Annotated in this window: 22 protein-coding genes; 8 read left to right on the top strand and 14 right to left on the bottom strand. The window is 62.8% G+C overall.

Annotated features, from left to right (window positions below):
• Positions 1-14: 14 nt before the first annotated feature.
• The 3 genes from AC1DD5_RS14250 to AC1DD5_RS14240 are packed head-to-tail and all read right to left on the bottom strand — an operon-like array spanning position 15 to position 1,565.
• Entirely contained in the window at positions 15-518 is a 504-nt protein-coding gene (locus tag AC1DD5_RS14250) for a GNAT family N-acetyltransferase (protein WP_442016406.1), read from the bottom strand.
• 3 nt (positions 519-521) lie between these two features.
• Positions 522-1,193: an O-methyltransferase gene (locus AC1DD5_RS14245; protein ID WP_442016405.1), complete on the bottom strand. Its 672-nt coding sequence runs from the start codon at positions 1,191-1,193 to the stop codon at positions 522-524.
• Positions 1,194-1,232: 39 nt separating this feature from the next.
• Entirely contained in the window at positions 1,233-1,565 is a 333-nt protein-coding gene (locus tag AC1DD5_RS14240) for a thiamine-binding protein (protein ID WP_442016404.1), read from the bottom strand.
• A gap of 92 nt (positions 1,566-1,657) precedes the next feature.
• On the opposite strand from AC1DD5_RS14240, the gene AC1DD5_RS14235 reads away from it, so the two are divergent.
• Positions 1,658-2,287: a TetR/AcrR family transcriptional regulator gene (locus AC1DD5_RS14235; protein ID WP_442002837.1), complete on the top strand. Its 630-nt coding sequence runs from the start codon at positions 1,658-1,660 to the stop codon at positions 2,285-2,287.
• Between the two features lie 117 nt (positions 2,288-2,404).
• Entirely contained in the window at positions 2,405-2,815 is a 411-nt protein-coding gene (locus tag AC1DD5_RS14230) for a four-helix bundle copper-binding protein (RefSeq protein WP_442016403.1), read from the top strand.
• A gap of 6 nt (positions 2,816-2,821) precedes the next feature.
• On the opposite strand, the gene AC1DD5_RS14225 is transcribed toward AC1DD5_RS14230, so the two are convergent.
• From AC1DD5_RS14225 to AC1DD5_RS14210, 4 genes are all read right to left on the bottom strand, one after another.
• The gene (locus AC1DD5_RS14225) at positions 2,822-3,133 is read right to left on the bottom strand and encodes an AzlD domain-containing protein (RefSeq protein ID WP_223947666.1); all 312 of its coding nucleotides are present in this window, start codon (positions 3,131-3,133) and stop codon (positions 2,822-2,824) included.
• Entirely contained in the window at positions 3,130-3,900 is a 771-nt protein-coding gene (locus tag AC1DD5_RS14220) for an AzlC family ABC transporter permease (RefSeq protein WP_442016402.1), read from the bottom strand. The genes AC1DD5_RS14225 and AC1DD5_RS14220 overlap by 4 nt, the downstream gene beginning before the upstream one ends.
• Positions 3,897-4,331: a DoxX family protein gene (locus AC1DD5_RS14215; RefSeq protein WP_442016401.1), complete on the bottom strand. Its 435-nt coding sequence runs from the start codon at positions 4,329-4,331 to the stop codon at positions 3,897-3,899. The genes AC1DD5_RS14220 and AC1DD5_RS14215 overlap by 4 nt, the downstream gene beginning before the upstream one ends.
• A 96-nt stretch (positions 4,332-4,427) precedes the next feature.
• A complete protein-coding gene (locus AC1DD5_RS14210; RefSeq protein ID WP_442016400.1) occupies positions 4,428-5,318 on the bottom strand; it encodes a glycerophosphodiester phosphodiesterase in 891 nt (296 codons plus the stop codon).
• A gap of 49 nt (positions 5,319-5,367) precedes the next feature.
• Between AC1DD5_RS14210 and AC1DD5_RS14205 the strand changes: the two genes are divergently transcribed.
• Positions 5,368-6,723: a DUF445 domain-containing protein gene (locus AC1DD5_RS14205; RefSeq protein ID WP_442016399.1), complete on the top strand. Its 1,356-nt coding sequence runs from the start codon at positions 5,368-5,370 to the stop codon at positions 6,721-6,723.
• A gap of 5 nt (positions 6,724-6,728) precedes the next feature.
• Here AC1DD5_RS14205 and AC1DD5_RS14200 read toward each other — a convergent pair whose 3' ends face one another.
• The 4 genes from AC1DD5_RS14200 to AC1DD5_RS14185 all read right to left on the bottom strand — a co-directional run bounded on the left by AC1DD5_RS14200 (position 6,729) and on the right by AC1DD5_RS14185 (position 10,440).
• Entirely contained in the window at positions 6,729-7,913 is a 1,185-nt protein-coding gene (locus AC1DD5_RS14200; RefSeq protein ID WP_442016398.1) for a Fic family protein, read from the bottom strand.
• Between the two features lie 115 nt (positions 7,914-8,028).
• Complete coding sequence (locus AC1DD5_RS14195; protein WP_442016397.1) at positions 8,029-8,850, bottom strand: 5-oxoprolinase subunit C family protein; 822 nt, start codon at positions 8,848-8,850, stop codon at positions 8,029-8,031.
• A 35-nt stretch (positions 8,851-8,885) separates the two neighbouring features.
• The gene (locus tag AC1DD5_RS14190) at positions 8,886-9,635 is read right to left on the bottom strand and encodes a LamB/YcsF family protein (protein ID WP_442016396.1); all 750 of its coding nucleotides are present in this window, start codon (positions 9,633-9,635) and stop codon (positions 8,886-8,888) included.
• Positions 9,619-10,440: a hypothetical protein gene (locus tag AC1DD5_RS14185; protein ID WP_442016395.1), complete on the bottom strand. Its 822-nt coding sequence runs from the start codon at positions 10,438-10,440 to the stop codon at positions 9,619-9,621. Before AC1DD5_RS14185 ends, AC1DD5_RS14190 begins: the two co-directional genes overlap by 17 nt.
• Positions 10,441-10,582: 142 nt before the next feature.
• Here AC1DD5_RS14185 and AC1DD5_RS14180 point away from each other — a divergent pair, with 142 nt between their 5' ends.
• The gene (locus AC1DD5_RS14180) at positions 10,583-10,750 is read left to right on the top strand and encodes a hypothetical protein (RefSeq protein WP_431117651.1); all 168 of its coding nucleotides are present in this window, start codon (positions 10,583-10,585) and stop codon (positions 10,748-10,750) included.
• A 104-nt stretch (positions 10,751-10,854) separates the two neighbouring features.
• Positions 10,855-12,168 (top strand): MFS transporter, encoded by a 1,314-nt coding sequence (locus tag AC1DD5_RS14175; protein WP_477521856.1) that lies wholly within the window; start codon positions 10,855-10,857, stop codon positions 12,166-12,168.
• A 44-nt stretch (positions 12,169-12,212) separates the two neighbouring features.
• On the opposite strand, the gene AC1DD5_RS14170 is transcribed toward AC1DD5_RS14175, so the two are convergent.
• Entirely contained in the window at positions 12,213-13,199 is a 987-nt protein-coding gene (locus AC1DD5_RS14170) for a LacI family DNA-binding transcriptional regulator (RefSeq protein WP_477521855.1), read from the bottom strand.
• A 399-nt stretch (positions 13,200-13,598) separates the two neighbouring features.
• Between AC1DD5_RS14170 and AC1DD5_RS14165 the strand changes: the two genes are divergently transcribed.
• The 3 genes from AC1DD5_RS14165 (at position 13,599) to AC1DD5_RS14155 (ending at position 15,865) form a co-directional block, all read left to right on the top strand.
• Positions 13,599-13,814, top strand: a complete 216-nt coding sequence (locus tag AC1DD5_RS14165; protein ID WP_442016389.1) for a hypothetical protein — start codon at positions 13,599-13,601, stop codon at positions 13,812-13,814.
• 102 nt (positions 13,815-13,916) lie between these two features.
• Positions 13,917-15,074 (top strand): Gfo/Idh/MocA family oxidoreductase, encoded by a 1,158-nt coding sequence (locus AC1DD5_RS14160; RefSeq protein ID WP_442016388.1) that lies wholly within the window; start codon positions 13,917-13,919, stop codon positions 15,072-15,074.
• The gene (locus tag AC1DD5_RS14155) at positions 15,071-15,865 is read left to right on the top strand and encodes a TIM barrel protein (protein ID WP_442016387.1); all 795 of its coding nucleotides are present in this window, start codon (positions 15,071-15,073) and stop codon (positions 15,863-15,865) included. The genes AC1DD5_RS14160 and AC1DD5_RS14155 overlap by 4 nt, the downstream gene beginning before the upstream one ends.
• Before the next feature lie 57 nt (positions 15,866-15,922).
• On the opposite strand, the gene AC1DD5_RS14150 is transcribed toward AC1DD5_RS14155, so the two are convergent.
• Both AC1DD5_RS14150 and AC1DD5_RS14145 read right to left on the bottom strand, forming a co-directional pair.
• Positions 15,923-16,921 carry a Gfo/Idh/MocA family protein gene (locus AC1DD5_RS14150; RefSeq protein WP_442016386.1) on the bottom strand — a complete coding sequence of 333 codons (999 nt, stop codon included), beginning with the start codon at positions 16,919-16,921 and terminating at the stop codon, positions 15,923-15,925.
• A complete protein-coding gene (locus AC1DD5_RS14145) occupies positions 16,921-18,141 on the bottom strand; it encodes a Gfo/Idh/MocA family protein (RefSeq protein WP_442016385.1) in 1,221 nt (406 codons plus the stop codon). The genes AC1DD5_RS14150 and AC1DD5_RS14145 overlap by 1 nt, the downstream gene beginning before the upstream one ends.
• Positions 18,142-18,234: the final 93 nt, after the last annotated feature.

The following is an 18,234-nucleotide window of genomic DNA, read 5'->3' as shown; positions in this document are numbered from 1 at the left end:
GAGGCAACCAGACATTAATGCCCGACGGCGGGCCGCACCATCCGGTGTTCAGGAAGTGAGTACCACGAGGGGTCGCAAAGCTGCCGCTTGCCGTCGGGCACAAAACCATTGCGGCGGTAGAAGGCTTGGGCCCGCGGGTTGTCGTCGAGGACCCACAGGTAAGCCGGGCCGTCACCCAGGAGCGCATCCACCAGCGCCTGACCTACACCGCGGCCATGAATCCGCTGAAGGGTGTACAGCATGAACAGCTCCACCTCGCAGGGGCTGTCCTCGTCCCTTCCCGGTCCTGAAGCCGCAATCCCTACCAATTCACCATCGGGATCATGGGCCAGCATCCGTGGATGGCCGGCCGCGATCGACGCCCTGTACCGCTCGATCCTGTCCGGCAGGGCAGCTTCCTGCTTCGCGAAGAATTCCGGCGGCAGCAAATGCCCATAACTCTCCCGCCAGGACTGGACATGCATGACGGTCATGGCTTCGGCGTCGTCAACCGTTGCCGTGCGCAGCGTGAAATCCATCGGCTACCGCACTCTGGCGATAGCGAAGCCGTCCCAGCCCTTGCTGCCGACAGTTTGGATTGCGGTGGAATCAAGACGCGGGTCCTGGCCCAGCATTTCCAAGGCCTTGACGATGCCCGGCGCGTTTATCTCATCCCGCTCAGGCTCCAGGATGGAGCCGTCCCAGATGACGTTGTCGATCACGATCACCGTGCCCGGATGGCCAAGACGGATGGCCCATTCAAGGTAGTTGGCGTCGTTCTCCTTGTCCGCGTCGATGAACACGAAGTCGAAGGATTCCTCGCCGACCAATGTGGGAAGCGTGTCCAAAGCAGCACCTACCCTGATGTCCACCTTGTGCCCCACTCCTGCCGCGTCCACATTCGCCCGCGCGACGTCGGCGTGCTTTTGGAGGTACTCGCACGTCACCAGGCTGCCGTCGTCGGGAAGTCCCTGAGCCATCCAGATACTGCTGAAACCTGCCAAGGTGCCAATCTCCAGGACGTGCCTTGCTCCGGACAGCTGCACGAGCATCTTGAGCAGCTTCCCGGCATTCGGCGCCACTTCGATCTGTGGCATGCCTGCCTCGACTGCAGATGTCAGGGCGCGCTTATGGGCAGGATCAGGACGCACGACGACGTCAGTCAGGTAACGCTCGACGTCAATCCAACCGGGTTCAGCCACGTGTTCAATCATGGCCCCCAGTCTTGCACTGGTCACTGACAGTGGAAAGAGCTAGTCCGTGGTGGAAATTGCCTCTTCCAGACGCTCTATCTTGCCGGTCAGCTCACCGCTGTAACCGGGCCGGATGTCCGCTTTGATCACCAAGGAGACGCGGCTGCCGAAGCGGCCCACAGCCTCCGTGGCCCGTTTGACGACGTCAAAGACTTCGTCCCATTCGCCTTCGATGGTGGTGAACATGGAGTCCGTCTGATTCGGCAATCCGGACTCCCGGACGATCTTAACCGCGGCAGCCACGGCGTCGTGCACGGAGGCATCGGGGGTGGGTCCGCCGTTGGTGGCGGATGCGGGCTGGCCTGAAGGGGCGACTGAGAATGCAAGCAACATGAAATCCAGTGTTTCACGTACTGGTTTGTCACATAACGGCCTACTCCTGCGTAACAAGGGGTCAACCCCGGTCCGTTGCTACCCTGACAAGCATGGAACAGCCCTCCGAACGCAAGCCCCTCAGGGCCGACGCTGCACGAAATGTGGACAAAATCATCACCGCAGCCCGGCAGTGCTTCCGGGAACACGGTCCCGAAGTTCCCCTGCAGACCATCGCCGCCACGGCAGGAGTGGGTCCGGCAACGCTGTTCCGCAACTTCTCCGATAAAGAACAATTGGTACTTGCGGCCCTGTCCCGCCAACTCCGCCAGCATGTGGATCCTGTTGCCGATGCATCCCTCGAAGGCATGGACGCCGCCGAGGGTCTCATCAACGTCATCGACGCTGTGATGCAGGTGGCGAGCGAAGACGCCAACCTGCTTGACGCCGTCGCAGGCCGACGCGGACTCCTCATGGGCATTACCGGCGGCCTGATCGGCTCCATGGCCACGCTCCTGGAACGCGGTCAAGGCCAGGGTTCGCTGCGCCGCGATATCACCATTGAGGACATGGTCCGGCTCCTGGCCATGCTGATCGGCGCCGTAGACACCATGGAACCCGGCTCCGAAGCCTGGAAGCGTCCTGTGGCGCTCATTGAAGACGCCATCCGGACCGAACGTCCATCCCGCCCGCTCCCGGAACAATCACCCATCCCCGGTGTGACGCTCACGGACGACGTCTAGTCGACGGCCCTTGCTCCAGCCTCTGGAGGCCTGCCACTACCAGGTCTAGGGTGGGAATGGCGGCCGGGTTGGCCGGTCGTCCGTCGAACCCGAACCCGAACCCGACAGGAGCCGGCCATGACCCACCACATCAGCGCGATGATCGACGCCCATCCAAAGGGAACCGGTGTGCTGGACAAGGCGAAGCTGGCGGAATGTATTGCCGCCTGCTTTGAATGCGCCCAAACCTGTACAGCCTGTGCCGACGCCTGTCTGGGCGAGGATATGGTGGCCCAGCTGACAGCATGCATCCGGACCGATCTGGACTGCGCTGATATTTGTGCTGCGACCGGGACCATTCTGACGCGGCAAACCGGAACCAACTCCGCCATGGTGAGCGCAGTCCTCAAGGCATGCCAAACCGCCTGCGGAGTGTGCGCTGAGGAATGCGAACAACACGCACAGATGCACGAACATTGCCGGATCTGCGCGGAAGCCTGCCGCCGCTGCGAAGCCGCCTGCGCCGGCTTGCTAGCGAGTCTCACCTAAAACCGGTTAGCCCCAGCCGAGCAGCCTCAGCAGCGCCGCTGCGGCAGCACCGGAAATAACCACCACCAGGAACGGCGCGCGAAGCCAAAGAGCGACGGCGGCCGCTGCCAATGCGCCGATGCGGGCGTCCAATACCAAACCTTGTCCGGACGCGAGGGCATTCACCACGGTCAGGGACGCCAGCAAACCAATCGTCATGGTGCCTGCGATGTGCATGATCCTGGGGCTCTGAAGCAGCTTGGCCGGGACAAAGTAGCCAACCAACTTGGTGAGGTACGCAAGCGCGCAGGCAATGAGGATCCAGAGCCAGAGGTTCACTCGTGCCCCCTGTTCCCGACGCCGCCATGCCCTCGCTTTTCTGCGTAGGGGTCCAGGTCCGGCTCGAGTCCTTCATCCATGCGTGCATGGCTGAACCAGCCGATCACACCGGCCACCAGCGCAGCCACCAGAATTGGGACTCCCGAGGGAACGAACGGCACGGCCAGAATGGTCGCAAGGGCGCAAGCGGCCGCAATGGCCCAGGGTTCGCGCCCCTTCAGCCTTGGCCACAGCAAAGCGAGGAACGCAGCAACTGCAGCCCCGTCCAAGCCCCACTGCTTGGGGTCGCCCATCGCATCGCCGGCCAGGGCGCCGATGGCCGTGAAGATATTCCAGAGAATGAATATTCCGATCCCGGCAGTCCAAAACCCGCGGCGTTGCTCATCGGGGTCCGACTGGCCGGACGCCGTCGCCGTTGACTCATCGATGGTGACATGGGCTGAGATGTAGCGCCGCCATCCACGTGGACGCAGCATGGCGTTGATTTGCATGCCGTAGATGCCGTTGCGCAGACCTAGCAAAGCGCTGGCCGTCATGGCTGCGACGCCAGATCCACCACCAGCCACTACTCCGATGAAAGCGAACTGCGAGCCCCCGCTGAACAGCAAAAGACTCAGCACCATTGTTTGCCAGAAATCGAAGCCCGACGCCACAGAAAGTGCGCCAAAGGACACGCCGTAAAGGCCTGTGGCGATGCTCAGCGACAAGGCAATCTTGAAAGCTGGCGACTCCCTGAGTTTCAAGGGAGCTGCTGGACCTTTGCTCACTTTCGCAGGCTCCAGGACCACAGGATAAGGGGAATCTGAAGAGGCAGCCTAAGGGTGTGGGCGCGCCGCTGGCCGGGCGTGCCGTTAGGACCATACGCACGGCGGAGGGCATCAATATGCCCTGCAAGGAATACGGTAAACATGGCTGTCGTCGCGTCAGCAGCCACTTTTCGGGTGGCCGGGATGAGAAGCCCGACGGCGGCAGTCGCCTCGAGCAGGCCGCTGGAAGCGACCCATTCCTCACGGGACATAAGAGCCAGTGGCCCATTCGGCTGACTTCCCGGCTCGTCCATGCGACACAAGTAGTCAGGTACCACAGGGTAGTAGAACCCCGGGCTGCGGAAATGCTTCATGGCACTGGCCAGGAGAAGTGCGCTCAGACCGATGGCAGAGGTGGTTTGGGTGGCACGGGCTGACCAGCGGAATGACATGAGACAACTCAATCACAAGCCCGGTGGGCCACCCTAAACTGCACCCAACCGGGTCGCAGCAGAGCGCGTTTTGAGGGCCCAAAACGCGCTCATCTGCTACCTGGATGGGACCTGAAGCTGGGCCAACACCTGCGCGGGTTTGTTGGTGGTGATCTCATGGATCCCCAGCCCCTGGCAGAGGGCTACGTCCTTCTCCGAGTCCACAGTCCAGACCCTGAACACCCTGCCGGATTCCAACCACCGCTGGACGTTGCGGGCGTGCTCCCTCACGTAGTCGATACCCGGTCCGGCAATTCCTACCTCACCGTGATCCAGGATGCGTTCGGCCTCCAACTGGGTTGCCTTCATGACATTTGCCACAGCACCTGCCGTGATCGGCCCGAGTCCCAGCTCTTGCCGCAACTCCTGCACCGAGAAATTGTCCACCAACTGGCAAATGTGCTGGGCTGGGACCTTCTTCAGCAGGTGTTGGATCGAGTCGGAATCGAAGCTCATGAAAGAGATCTGAATATTCTCCAGCCGGGACTCACCGGGCGTCCATCCCTCACTGAGCAGCACGTCCAGAACCCTGTCCTCGAGATTGAGCTGGTAGGGGCTAGGGTGCTTGAGCTCGATCGCCAAACCGATCTCGCGCCCGGCGCCACGCAGAATGTCCAGCAGTTCCGGCAAGGTAAGGAATTGATCAGCGATCCCGCCGTAAGCATCCGGTATCCGGGCGCCCTTCCAGGAGGAGAAGTCCAAGGCCCGGAGTTCCTCGAGGTTCTTCTCCGAGACAGGTCCGGTGCCGGTGGAAGTACGGTCCAGGTTGGCATCATGCAGCAGGACGACGTGCTGGTCCCGGGTCAAGTGGACATCGCACTCAACTCCGTCGGCACCGTCCGCGATCGCCTTGAGGTATGCCGCACGGGTGTGCTCGGCGAACGCAGCACTGGCACCGCGGTGGGCGTAGACCTTGGGCCGGCGAGGGGCCAAATCGTCGCTAGTCATGGAGCCACGGTAGCCCACGCGGCTGCACGCACGGGGCTACGCTGGGCTAATGCAGGTGAACTCTGAACAAATCCCAGCCGAAGACGTCACCACCCACGCCCGCTCAGCCCAAGCGGCAGCCTCGGGAGCCACCAAATCCGGCTCCGGCGTCGTCGGCCGTTCTGCCGGAGACGAGGAAAAGGTGGCCGCGCTGCGCCGCATGAAACGGCTGGCCCTGGCGCTGTTGATAGGCATGGCCATGGTGTTCATGGTGGCGTTCGCATTCCAGAAGCAGTACCCGTGGTTTGAATATGTGAGGGCTGCGGCCGAGGGTGGCATGGTTGGCGCGTTGGCCGACTGGTTCGCGGTCACGGCACTGTTCAAGTACCCCATGGGCTTGAAGATCCCGCACACAGCGATCATTCCGCGCCGGAAGGACCAGATCGGCGAATCGCTAAGTGAGTTCGTGGAGAGCAACTTCCTGTCCCAGGAGGTCGTGCAGGACAAGTTGGCGAGCATTGATATTGCCCGTAAGGCCGGCCGTTGGCTATCCGCACCGGGCGGGGCCGAACGTGTGGCCAAGGAAGGCGGCGCAATGATCCGCGGCGCGTTCACCGTTCTGAAGGACGACGACGTTCAGGCAGTCATCGAGGGCCTGGTCAGAAAGCATCTACTCACCCCGCCGTGGGGACCGCCCGTGGGGCGGATGGCGGAACGGATCTTCGCTGACGGGCATCATCACAAGTTGGTGGATCTGTTGGTTGATCGTGCCGCCGATTGGGTGGACGCGAACCATAGAACGGTGAACCGACTGGTTTCCGACCGGTCGCCGGTTTGGGTACCGACGTTCGTGGACGGGCTGGTGAGCGACAAGGTGTACGTCGAACTCCTGAAGTTCGTTCGCGCTGTGCAAAACGACCAGAACCATCAAGTGCGTAAATCGATCGACGCTTACCTGACGGACCTGGCGCAGGACCTGCAGCATGATCCCGCTATGATCGAGCGCGCCGAGACCATCAAGGCCCAGATCCTTGGCGATCCTGAAGTCCGGGAACTGGCCTCGCGCACCTGGGGAACGGTCAAGAACGCGCTGCTCACCGCCGTCGATGATCCGGACAGCGAACTCAGCCAGCGGTTCAAGAGCGCCGTCCGCGACTTCGGTTCCCGTCTGGTCAACGACGACGAACTCGCCGGCAAGGTCAACACTTGGATCGGGGACGCCGCGGGCTACCTCGTGAACACCTACCGATCGGATATTGCCGGCGTCATCTCGGACACAGTGGCGCGTTGGGATGCCGAGGAAACGTCCCAGAAGATCGAACTGCAGGTGGGCAAGGACCTCCAGTACATTCGCATCAACGGAACGGTGGTGGGTGCGCTGGCCGGGCTCGCGATCTTCACCGTGGCCCACCTGCTGTTTGGCTAGGGGGATCAGTGGCGTAGGCGGCGGCCAGCTCGTGCGGCGAAGTCATCCAACGCTCTGACGATGTCCCTTGCGAGCCAGACGCTGGTGCCCCCTACTTTCCCGGCAGGAGTAAGGACGCCAGCCGCCTCCAGCCGTTGCACTGCCCTGTACGCCGTTGCCTGTGAGATCCTGGCGTAACCGGCTGCCATCTCAGCGGTGATTGCGGGTTCGCGAGGCAGCAGCTCAAGGACTTTCAGCACGGATTCCTGAGCAGATCCGAGCTTTTCACGGAGCTCCTTTTGTGCAGCCCGGATGTCCTCCACCAGCAACCGGCCGTTGTCCACGGCGAGCATGGCAGACTCGGCAAAGCGCTCAATGATGGGCAGGATGTTCCCCTGACGGTAGTCACCCAGGGCGTCGAAGTAGAAGCGGGTATTGGTCAGCAGCCCTGAAGAAACAGGGATGGTTACCTTTTCAGTTACCCCCTTGGCACGGAGCAGGGCGCTAACGATTGCCCTCCCCGTTCGGCCGTTGCCGTCCGCAAAGGGGTGGATGGTTTCGAACTGTGCGTGTGCCAAGGCGGCTTGAGTCAGGGCCGGGATGTCGTCCCGGCGCATGAACTCGACCAGGTCTTCCATGGCTACCATCACGCGTCCGTGATGCGGCGGCACGAACTCCGCTGAGTGGGGTGAATTGCCTCGGATCCAGACCTGCCTGTCCCGGTATTCCCCAGCTATGACTTGGTCGGAGGAGGCCAGGAGGGTGTGATGCATGGTGCCGATATTCTCGACGCTCAGGTCTTCAGACAAGGCAATCGCAGCCTCCATGGCACGCACGTTGGACGCGATCAGTGCGGCGTTAGGGCTCGAGCGATCACCCAATTGCGCCAGCACAATCTTCCGCGCACCGGCCGTAAGGTTCTCGATCTGGGAACTCGATGCCGATTCACTTCGGAGCAGCAGGGCCGCGAACGGTGCAGAGTCCTGTCCCAACTCGGCATCGAACCGGACCATTTCCACAGTGGCTGCCTCAACAAGCGACTGGGTCCGGGAATCAACCTCAGGATTGATGCGAGCAATTTCTGCCGGGATAGCAGCCTCGTAGGGGCCGCGGGCCAGGAGCCGTTGACGCCTCGAGGTTCCCGGTTCTCCATCTGCGGCCCAAGGATGCTCTTCGTAGCTGATTGATGGCCAGGCAAGCATATTGCTCATGATTCTCCTTGAGAAGATCGATAGCCTATTTTCTCACAAATCGCCATTCATGAGAAAATCGCGGCATTCATTTCTCACTACCGAGCATCAGTGAGAAAATCTGCCCGTGATCTTTTCACCCCAACAAATGAACCATCTGTCCCGGACGCGCTTGGCCCAGCAGGTCCAGATCTTCGTCCCGAACAACTGCGATCACGGGGGACTTACTCGTCGGAGGGTGCCCGGCCAGTGCAATGACAGGAAAGCCCGACGGCGGCAGCAGGACCGACCCTGACAGCAACGGTTGTGACTGGGGTGCTGGAGTCGTGGCCGGCACAGTCGCACCAGCCAGCCCAGCGGCACCCGCCACCCCAGCCGGTTCAAGGGGGCGCCCCACCAACCGGGCACCCACCCGGTCCGATTCCGGTGAGAGGATCCATGGTTCGCTGGTCAGCCGAAGCCATGTACCGGCGTCGTAATTTTGGGCTTGCGGACCGCGCTCCACCCGGGCGACCACCGGACGTTCGGGGTCCAGGGCCCGACGCAGAGCGTGGTTCTCAGCAGGAATATTGTGGGCGTGGGGGCGCCCGAAAGTCAGTGTGCCGCCAGCGCGAAGGGGTTCTGCCTGGGGTTCGATACCACCCTGAACGGCCAGGTAGTACCGGATCCCGAACAGCGCCGGCCCAAACTCCAACACCGCCCCTGGGCTGACGCGAACAGCCTTGTTAAAAGGCAGCTCGGAGCCGTTGAGCTTGACCACGCCTTCCGCGCCGGTAATCGCGAGTGCCGAGGCCGTGACGAACCGAAGCCGGAGACCACCCAAAAGTATCTCCAGGCCGCCCGCGGAGTCAGGGTTGCCCAGCAGCGCGTTGGCAAGGTGCAGGGAAGCCCTGTCCAAGACCTGGTCACGTGCAAGGGCCAGGGTCGAGGGGCCTGGATCAACAACAACGGCTCCCATTAAGAGCTCCTCTTCAACGTGCGTTCCAGACCAAACTAGGCGAACGCTTCAATCTCCACCCCTGCTTCCTCCAAGCCTGCCCGAACCGCCGCGGCCATGTTCACAGCGCCCGGAGTATCACCATGGATGCACAGGGAATCGGCACTGACCGGGACAACCGTTCCGTCCACGGCTACCACTTCTTTCCGCGTCGCGAGGCGGACGGCCTGGGCGACCACCGCGGCGGGATCGTGCAGCACGGCACCTTCGTCCGAGCGCGGGACCAGTGTGCCGTCAGGAAGGTACGCCCTGTCCACGAATGCTTCCCGGAAGACGGGGTGTCCGGATTCCTCGGCCAGCTTCAGCCATGCCGAGCCCGGCAATCCCAGCACCGGCAGCCCGGGATCGTAGGCGTGGACGGCAGCAACTACGGCTTCAGCTTGGTCGGGGTCGTGGACGATCCTGTTGTACAGCGCGCCGTGCGGTTTGACGTAATCCACGGAAGCTCCCACTGCATGGGCCATCCCATCAAGGGCACCGAGCTGGTAGAGGACATCGCCGAACAGTTCGTCGAAGGTCATGTCCAGCGAGCGCCGCCCAAAGCCGGCCAGATCCCGGTACCCAACATGCGCGCCAACGCGAACGTCCAGTTCGAACGCGGCACGGCAGCTGTCCAGCATGGTCAGGGGGTCTCCTGCGTGGAAACCGCAGGCCACGTTGGCGCTGCTCACGATGCGGAACATCGAGGCGTCGTCGCCCATGGTCCAGGAGCCGAACGACTCCCCCAGATCAGCGTTGAGGTCCACTGTTACCGCCTTCCAGCGTCAGATTGTTGTTGGTCTCGTCGGCAGGTGCGCTTGTGAGCAGTTCGCCGGGGATCGTATCCGGCAGCGGCCCGAAGGCTTCCTTGGCAGTTGCAACTACGGCGCGGCCCATCATCAGGTTGCCGGCACCACCCACCACGGCACCCACTCCAAAAGGCAGGGCCCGTCCAAGGAAGGCCGAGCCTTGCCGCTTCAGGAGGTTCTTCAGAAAGGCGCGCTGGATGGCATCGCGAATGACGCCGAAGCCGCTGCCCGGAATCTTCTTGGTGAGTGTGGTGCCCCAGGCATTGGTCACGCCCTTGCCTCGTCCCAGGGACTGGCCACTGAGGGCGCCCAGCAGCGATGTGCCTTCCTCGCCGAGCATGATGGCCATGACCATTGTCCGCGCGCGTTCCGGGTCGGTCAGCCTGATGCCGTGGAGTTCCGCCAGCGTCGATGCGTACAGCGCGGTCGTCTCGAGAAACCCAACGGTGGCAAGGGCCGAGAGTCCCAACGAAGCTGCTGTTCCGATCCCAGGCACGACGGCGGTTGCCCCCACGGCAGCTCCCCCGCCTGTGATGGCGGCCAGGTAGCCGCGCTCCAGTTTCGCGGCAAGCTGCGCGGGCGTTGCCTTTGGATGCCTGCGCTGCATTCTGCGCAGATTTGCCAGGACAAGTGGCCGCTGGATCTCGACAGCGCGCAGCAAAACATTGTGCACGCCCGGCTTGGTGTTGCCTTGGGCGTCGAATACTGCGTTATGGGCTGTCTCTTGGGCGATTTTCACCGCCGGGTTGGGTCGCTTGGGCATCTTCACCTCTGCATGGCAGTTAGTCGTTTCGCGGAGAACTACTGCGTTCAGCCTATGCCACTGACCTCCCAATACTCCCTACCCGGCGTAGACTTGGGTGCACTCGCGGAAGCAGTCCAAGCAAGGACAGGGAGTATCCGTCATGAACGCAAACAACAAGCCTGAACACATCATCCGGCACCACACCGACGCTCCTGCAGAGGGAGAAACGGAGGGCTGGGTTTCGCACGATACCGGCATCCACAGCCAGGATCCTGCCGAAGGTCCGGACATCGACGACGCCGACGCCCCGCCGTCGGGCGCTTCATAACCCCGGTTCCTCCCGCACTTACCGCTGGTCGCCTTGGGTGGCGAGCGGCCTTTTGGGGCCTGCAACTCTGCCTCCACAGCCTTGGTCGGATTTAGGCTAAGAAGATGGCCGCTTTGAGAGCGCTGCGACCCTTTGCCCACCGCGAATTCCGGGTGCTCATTTCTGCCTTGTCCATTTCCATTTTCGGTTCGGGCATGTGGGCGGTTGCCATGGTCTACGAGGTAATACACCTTGGCGGCGGACCGCTGGAGTTGTCCTTGGTTGCCGCTGCCGCGGGCATCGGCCTAGTGTGTTTCGTCCTGGTTGGCGGCATCGCGGCAGACAGGTTTCCCCAGCGGCTCCTGATCATTGCCGTCGAGGGCGCCAACCTCGCAGTGATCGCAACCGTAACCATGCTGGCCCTGCTCAACATCCTGCAGTTGTGGCACCTGGCCGTTGGTGCCTTTGTCCTGGGTGTCGGGCAGGCCTTCTTCTTCCCGGCCTACTCGGCAATACTGCCCCGGATCCTGCCTGCGGAGGACCTTCTCGCCGCGAACGGCATGGAAGGTACCGTCCGGCCAATCCTGCAACAAGCTGCAGGACCCGCCGTTGCTGGGATCGTGGTGGCAGCGCTGTCCCCGGCCCATGCTGTTGCGGGTGTGGCGGCCTGTCATTTTCTGGCGTTCGGCATCCTCAATTTCCTGAGCCGGCATGCCTTGGACAGGCGAGGCCTCCCCGTAACGCAGGAATACCCGTCAGGCGAATCCTCGCAGGGCAAGAAGTCCTTCTTCCACGACCTCCTTGAGGGTTTCAGTTATACCGTCCGGACGCCCTGGCTCCTTTGGACCCTCATCTGGGCGTGCCTGTCCGTGCTGTTCCTGATCGGCCCCATCGAAGTTCTGCTGCCGTTCGTGGTCCAAGACCAACTGGGCGGCGACTCGCGGATGTTTGGTTTCCTGCTCGCCGTCATGGGCGTGGGCAGTGCCGTGGCATCGTTGGCCACAGCATCATTCAGGCTGCCCCGGCGCTACCTGACGGTGATGGTCCTGGTGTGGGGCGCAGGAAGCCTGCCACTCGCCGCCGTCGGATTCGTGGACAACGTCTGGCTGCTCGGCGCGGCGCTGTTAGTTATTGGTGCCACCGAAGGCGTCGGAATCGTCATTTGGGGCACGCTACTCCAGCGGCGTGTTCCGCCCCACCTTTTGGGGCGGATTTCCAGCCTTGATTTCTTTGTTTCTTTGGCCCTTCTGCCCGTCTCGATGGCGCTCGCTGGCCCGGCGGCTGAGGTGGTGCCCATCTGGGTGATCTTTCTGGTGGCCGGATTGGTATGCCCGATCATGGCGGTCGTTGCGCTGTTCGCGGCCCACATGACCACCGATGAGATCGAAAATCCGTTGGCCTCCGATTTCGTGCGACCGGCAGTTGCAGACAGCCAGTGAGAGGCTGCGTAGATTCATGCCCGGTCGCCTTTAACCGCGCCGGCTCATCTCGGGGCGGGCCCCGTGGTGCTGCGGATGACCAAGTGCGGTGTCCGCACAAGGTGCGCGGGCGGCGTCGAGCCTTCCAACCGATCGATGGCGCGGTCGACGGCGGCCCGCGCCAGGAGCGGGGCGTCCTGGCTGACGGAGGACAACTGGACGTAGCTAAGGCGGGCGAACTGGCTATCGTCGTAACCCAGGACTGACACATCCTCAGGGACCCTAAGCCCGGCTGCCCGGAAGCTTTCCCAAATGCCCAGTGCGCAGCGATCGTTGAAGGCAAGGACGGCGGTGGGCAGGTCATCCAGAAGCTCCAGGCCAGCCCGGAGGCCGTCTTCTTCGGTGGCGCCGCCGGGAATCACCCGGGATTCGAGTCCCCGGCTTGCCATCCCTGCGCGGTAGGCTTCGCGCCGTTGTGGACTGGAGACAGCGTCCCCACCGTCCACGTGGGCAATTCTCTGATGCCCCAGCGAGGTGAGATGTTCCAGCGCAATGCGGATGCCGGCGTCGTCATCACTGCTGACCGAGTCCAGGGATTCGCCGACGTCGTCGCGGAGCAGGCTGACCACTGGGAGCCTTGCGGCATAACCCGCCAGCTCGTCCTCCCTTAGCGTTGGAGAAATCATGATCAGGGCTTCACAGCCGAGATCCAGGAGAGATTCGACGGCCCGCGATTCCGGGCGGCCGTTAGCCACTGCGCTCAGCGCGATATCGTAGCCGCGCAAAGTCGCGCCGGCGTAGGCGGCATCGACGATTTCGGCGTGGAACGGGTGCGATGTGGAAAAGCTGACGCCCAGTAGCCTCGTCCGGCTGCTGCGGAGAAGTCGTGCACGGCTATCAGGACGGTAGCCGAGTTCCTTCGCCGCTTGCTGGACTTTGAGGCGTGTGGCTTCAGAGGCTCCAGGGGCGTCCCGCATCACGATGGAAACGAGGGCGCGGGAAACCCCGGCCGCTTCAGCCACATCCATCAACGTGGGACGTTTTCCCATCATGGCCCTCCTCTGCCCGCAGCCAGTCTATAGAACGATCTAAGACGCGAAAGGCTCAAAGGAGTCCTGCCCCAGACGTGCGGCCGGCCGCGACTCAGACGACCGACCGCACTAGCCCCGTATCGCAGTGACGGCGCCCCGGGTGGGCCCCAGAACCCACCACATCCATCACTGCCAACTCAGCGTTGTCCGCGGACATGCGCCGAAAAGGGCAACGGCACATTACGCGGTACAACGACTTGGGCACTGGATATGTGCGTTGACCTGCGGAAACGTGACGCGGGCTTTGAAATAATCTTCAGCGGCACTGAAAGTGTTGCCGCAACGGCGACATTTTTCTCTTCCGCAGCGCACTTAACAGGTGTTGGAACGAGCAACTGATGCGCGCGGCAGGAGCCACATATGAACACCTTCAACCAGGTATCGGCAATATCGGCCGCCCTACCGCTTGCCGATGCGCCTGACATCCACCTCCTGTTCATGGCTGGTCTGATTTTCCTTACGGCCATTGTTGGCGTTGGCAGCGTCCTGCTGCTGCTCCTGCTGACTCCGCTCATCAGGCTGGCGTTCGGGCGTCATCTTCCTCAGGGACGTGCGCGGCGGGACGACGCCACATAACCGCAGAGCAAGAGGCAGCTAGAACGATCTAGACACCACCCGTCCAAGCATGCGAGCATGGTCGGACTAGAACGTTCTAGATGCCTGAATCGAGGAACAACAATGACGTACCTTCAGCACCCGGTCATCGAGGACCGGCCTGTCCGCATAGCCGTGATCGGCGCCGGATGGATCGGCGCATTCCACGCCGAATCCATCGCCCTGAGGATCCCGAACGCACGGTTGGAAGCCATCGCTGATCCAGTCCAGCCTGCCGTGGAAGCCCTCGCGAGCCGCCTCGGCGTCACCAAAATCAGCACCGATGTTGCCGACGTCCTTGCCGATCCGGACGTGGACGCGGTGCTTATCGCGACTCCCCTGCGCTTCCATTCCGAGCTGATAACCGCTGCTGCCAAAGCCGGTAAGGACGTGTTCTGCGAGAAGCCCGGCGGGCGGACCATCGCCGAACTCGACTCCGCCATCGAAGCGGCGGCGAGTGCCGGCGTCGTGCTCCGTTTCGGTTTCAATCGCCGCTACTCCACGGACTTCGCCGCCGCCCGGAAGCTGATCGACGACGGCGTAGTAGGAGTCCCGCAGCTGCTCCGCTCCCTCACCCGGGACCCCGGCACCGAAGCCGGAATCAGCAACCCGGAGAGGATCGCCCCCGGCACCATCTTCCTGGAAACCCTCATCCACGATTTCGACACCCTGAACTGGCTGAATCCCGGCGCGGTTCCCGTGAAAGTCCATGCAGTGGCAGACGCTTTGGTTGCGCCCGAGGCGAAGGCCGGCGGACTCCTGGACACTGCGGTCGTCACCGTCACGTACAGCAACGGCGCCATTGCTGTAGCGGAAGCCAACTTCAACGCGCTCTACGGTTACGACGTCCGCGGCGAAGTGTTCGGCTCTGCCGGCATGGTCACGGCCGGTAGCCCACAGGCCACCAACGCCACGAGCTACACAGCCGCCGGCATCGCGTCAGACACCGCCCGCCTGAACATCGACCTCTTCCATGACGCCTACACGGCAGAGCTGGCCCACTTCGCGGACGACGTCGCCGCACGCCGCGGCAAGGTCAATCAACGCACGACGGCGGGAACCCCTGCCGCCGTTGTCGCTGCTCCCGGTGGCGTGGACGCCCGCAACGCCCTGGCGGTTGCCTTGGCCGCTTTCAAGTCAGCCCAGACGGGGCTTCCCGTCGAGGTGTCCTCGATCGCGGACCTTCGTCCAGCCGAAACGCATTCAACAGCACAGCTTCAGGCCGCAGGGCAGGGAGCATGAGCTTCCGTTTGGCCGTCTGCGCGGAGATGGTTTACGGCGATTTGCCTTTGATCGATCGTGTGCGCCGCATTCACGATCAAGGTTTCGAAGTGGAGCTCTGGGACACCCGCGGCCGGGACATCGCAGCCCTCGCAGCAACCGGCGCCAAGTTCTCCTCCATGAGTGGCTACTTCGGCGGCAGCGTCATTGATCCCAGCACTGCGCATGAAGTTCTGGCCTCAGCCGAGAAGCTGATCCCCACTGCACTGGAGCTCGGCGTCGAACGCATGGTGGTTCATCCTGGCGAACTCGGTGAAGGCGGGCGGGCTGTTCGTCCGCTCCACCGGTCCACCGGCGAGATGTGGTTGACGGGCCTTCGAACCTTGGAACAGCTGGCTGAACTGGGCCAAAAGCACGGCATCGTGTTTGCGCTGGAAAATCTGAACACAATCCTGGACCACCCCGGCATTCCCTTGGCGCGCGCAAAGGACACACTGGCGCTGGTCACAGCTGTGAACCACCCCAACGTGAAGATGATGCTGGATCTCTACCACGCACAGATCGGCGAGGGGAACCTTATTGAGCTCGTGCGCTCAGCCCAGCCTTATACGGGCGAGATCCAGGTTGCCGACGTGCCGGGCCGCTTCGAACCAGGGACAGGCGAGATCAACTACCCGGCCATCGCCCAAGCGCTCCGCGACGCCGGGTACACGGGAGTGATTGGCATGGAGGCCAGTGCAATCGGTGGTCAGGGCATCCAGGCGGGCGACGCAGCGTTGGCAGCCTTCCGCGCTGCGTTCTCACCCAACTGAGGGACAGCACACGTCGCTACGGCTGCCCATAGCGACATGTGCTGTCCCCTACTTGGGTCAGTACTTGATCGGTTCCATGCGGCCGCTGCGAAGGGATATAACCGCAGCTTCGGCTATGGCCTGAGCCTTGAGTCCGTCTTCGAGCGACGGCATGGAATCCGATCCTCCCTGCAAGGACGAGACGAAGGCAGCGAGCGCCGCGGCATACGTCGGTTGCACGCGTTCGAACCACCCGGGATGCAGCCCATCGTCTACCACGGAGCCACCGCTGTAGCGGGAAACTGCTCCGTTCCTGTGGCGGCGGGCCTCCACCATCCCGGTTGAGCCCATGATTTCGATGCGTTCGTCGTATCCATATCCAGTCCGGCGCACAGAATCGATCTGCACCAAAGCACCTCCGGGCAGCCGCAACGTGACCGCGGACGTGTCGACGTCGTCGTACTTTACGATGCCCGGCTCCGCCAAGGCCGAACCTGTCGCGAAAACCTCTACCGGGTCCAGGCCGCTGAGCCAGCGCGCGAGATCGAAGAAATGCACGGTCTGGTCGCGCATCTGGCCGCCTGAGGTGGCGATGTAGGACATCGGAGGCATGGACGGGCCGCGCGATGTCAGCTGGATCAGCTCCACATTGCCGATCTGGCCTGAATCCACCACGCGTTTAAGCTCGGCATAATCGCGATCGAACCGACGATTGAAATCGACCATCACGGGTACGCCAGTCTCCTGCGCAAACGAAGCGACATCGCGGGCGTGGTCAAGGTCCAAGTCGATCGGCTTCTCGCAGAGCACTGCGATCCCAGCCGCGGCAGCGCGGCGGAGGTGCCCGGCGTGGGTATCGGTGGAGGAGGCGATGAACACTGCGTCAATCGCCGAAGCATCGAAGACGTCATCCAGGGCCGCGGCTACAGCAACCCCGTGCATGCCGGCCAGGGACTGCGCACGTTGCTGGTCGACGTCGTAGACGAGGCGAAAATCGATGCCGGGATGGGCGGCGAGGTTGGTGGCGTGGACGGAACCGATGAAGCCGGCCCCGATGAGCGCGAAACGGAGCTTCATCACACTGCTGCTTTCTCTGTGAGGGCGGGTTTCTCCGTGAGAGTGGCGGCCGTCCCTGCGAAGGCCGGCACTTTCCAAGCCGAGTCCTCGTGATGCGATGCGGCCACGGCCTCGACAAATTGGACGCCGATCAGCCCATCGATGCCGGTGGGGAAGGACAACTCACGGTCGGGAAGGGCCAAGCCGTCGCGACGGGCGCGCAGGACCTCGGCGAGGTCCGAATAGAAGTTGGCGAAGGCCTCAAGGAAGCCCTCCGGGTGGCCGAGACCGACCCTGGTAAGCCGGGACGCGTCGTCGTGCAAGCTGCTTAGGCCGTGAGTGAGGAGGGTTGTGGCCCCGGCCAGGTCCTGGACTTTGAGATGGTGCGGGTCCTCGTGCTGCCACTCAAGGCTGCCTTTATCGCCGTAAACACGGATGCGTAGCCCGTGATTGTGGCCGGTGGCAGCCATGCTGGCCCAAACGCGTGCGGGGACACCCCCGGACATCTCCAACTCCACCGTTGCGTGGTCGAATACCCGACGTCCTGGAACCAGCGTTTTCAGGCGGCCGGAGAGGCGCCCTGCTTCCAGCCCGGTGATGTAGCGGAGCAGGTGGAAGGCATGCGTGCCGAGGTCTCCGACGACGCTCGGGAACCCCGCGATGTCAGGATTGGTACGCCAAAGGGCCTGCTTGTGGCCAGACTCCTCCAAGGGCGTGGCCGCCCAGCCGGAGGCATGCTCGACGTCGGCAAACCGGATGGTGCCCAGTTCACCATTGCGGACCATGCGGGCAGCTTGGCGGACCATGGCGTAGGCCGAATAGCAGTGCGGAACAGCGAGAATGGCGTCGTTTTCCGCAGCGATCCGGACCAGTGCGGCTGCTGTGGCTGAATCCCTGGTCAGCGGCTTCTCGCACACCACCGAGATGCCCGCTTCGAGGAACGCGCTGGCGATCTCGAAATGGCTGTCGTTGGGCGTCGCCACCACAACCACGTCCACGCCGTCTTCGCGCGCCGACTCTACCGCGGCCATTTCACGGTAGTCCGCATAGTTTCGGTCCTCAGGCACCCCGAGCTCGACGGCGGTCGCCCGCGAAGCGCTGGCATCCCGCCCAAAGACTCCTGCCTGCAGCTCGAAATGGTCATCCAAGCGCATGGCGTAGCGGTGCGTCTTGCCGATGTCCGCGCCAACGCCTCCTCCGACCATGCCGGCGATCAGACGGCGTGTATTGGGTGCACTCATGGAGATCCTCTTTGATGTTTTGGAATTTACTTGGACCGGTCCATAATGGAGTCTGAGAAGGCGCGGCGTCAAGCCCTCTAAGCTAGGAACGAA

Source organism: Paenarthrobacter sp. 10L420, assembly GCF_056395385.1.
This window is presented reverse-complemented; position numbering and strand designations above follow the sequence as displayed.

Bases quoted from the DNA above. Each gene is read 5' to 3' on its own strand.
- AC1DD5_RS14250 (WP_442016406.1), bottom strand. From the start codon at position 518: ATGGATTTCACGCTGCGCACGGCAACGGTTGACGACGCCGAAGCCATG.
- AC1DD5_RS14245 (WP_442016405.1), bottom strand. From the start codon at position 1,193: ATGATTGAACACGTGGCTGAACCCGGTTGGATTGACGTCGAGCGTTAC.
- AC1DD5_RS14240 (WP_442016404.1), bottom strand. From the start codon at position 1,565: ATGTTGCTTGCATTCTCAGTCGCCCCTTCAGGCCAGCCCGCATCCGCC.
- AC1DD5_RS14235 (WP_442002837.1), top strand. From the start codon at position 1,658: ATGGAACAGCCCTCCGAACGCAAGCCCCTCAGGGCCGACGCTGCACGA.
- AC1DD5_RS14230 (WP_442016403.1), top strand. From the start codon at position 2,405: ATGACCCACCACATCAGCGCGATGATCGACGCCCATCCAAAGGGAACC.
- AC1DD5_RS14215 (WP_442016401.1), bottom strand. From the start codon at position 4,331: ATGTCATTCCGCTGGTCAGCCCGTGCCACCCAAACCACCTCTGCCATC.
- AC1DD5_RS14210 (WP_442016400.1), bottom strand. From the start codon at position 5,318: ATGACTAGCGACGATTTGGCCCCTCGCCGGCCCAAGGTCTACGCCCAC.
- AC1DD5_RS14205 (WP_442016399.1), top strand. From the start codon at position 5,368: ATGCAGGTGAACTCTGAACAAATCCCAGCCGAAGACGTCACCACCCAC.
- AC1DD5_RS14200 (WP_442016398.1), bottom strand. From the start codon at position 7,913: ATGAGCAATATGCTTGCCTGGCCATCAATCAGCTACGAAGAGCATCCT.
- AC1DD5_RS14195 (WP_442016397.1), bottom strand. From the start codon at position 8,850: ATGGGAGCCGTTGTTGTTGATCCAGGCCCCTCGACCCTGGCCCTTGCA.
- AC1DD5_RS14185 (WP_442016395.1), bottom strand. From the start codon at position 10,440: ATGCCCAAGCGACCCAACCCGGCGGTGAAAATCGCCCAAGAGACAGCC.
- AC1DD5_RS14180 (WP_431117651.1), top strand. From the start codon at position 10,583: ATGAACGCAAACAACAAGCCTGAACACATCATCCGGCACCACACCGAC.
- AC1DD5_RS14175 (WP_477521856.1), top strand. From the start codon at position 10,855: ATGGCCGCTTTGAGAGCGCTGCGACCCTTTGCCCACCGCGAATTCCGG.
- AC1DD5_RS14170 (WP_477521855.1), bottom strand. From the start codon at position 13,199: ATGATGGGAAAACGTCCCACGTTGATGGATGTGGCTGAAGCGGCCGGG.
- AC1DD5_RS14165 (WP_442016389.1), top strand. From the start codon at position 13,599: ATGAACACCTTCAACCAGGTATCGGCAATATCGGCCGCCCTACCGCTT.
- AC1DD5_RS14160 (WP_442016388.1), top strand. From the start codon at position 13,917: ATGACGTACCTTCAGCACCCGGTCATCGAGGACCGGCCTGTCCGCATA.
- AC1DD5_RS14155 (WP_442016387.1), top strand. From the start codon at position 15,071: ATGAGCTTCCGTTTGGCCGTCTGCGCGGAGATGGTTTACGGCGATTTG.
- AC1DD5_RS14150 (WP_442016386.1), bottom strand. From the start codon at position 16,921: ATGAAGCTCCGTTTCGCGCTCATCGGGGCCGGCTTCATCGGTTCCGTC.
- AC1DD5_RS14145 (WP_442016385.1), bottom strand. From the start codon at position 18,141: ATGAGTGCACCCAATACACGCCGTCTGATCGCCGGCATGGTCGGAGGA.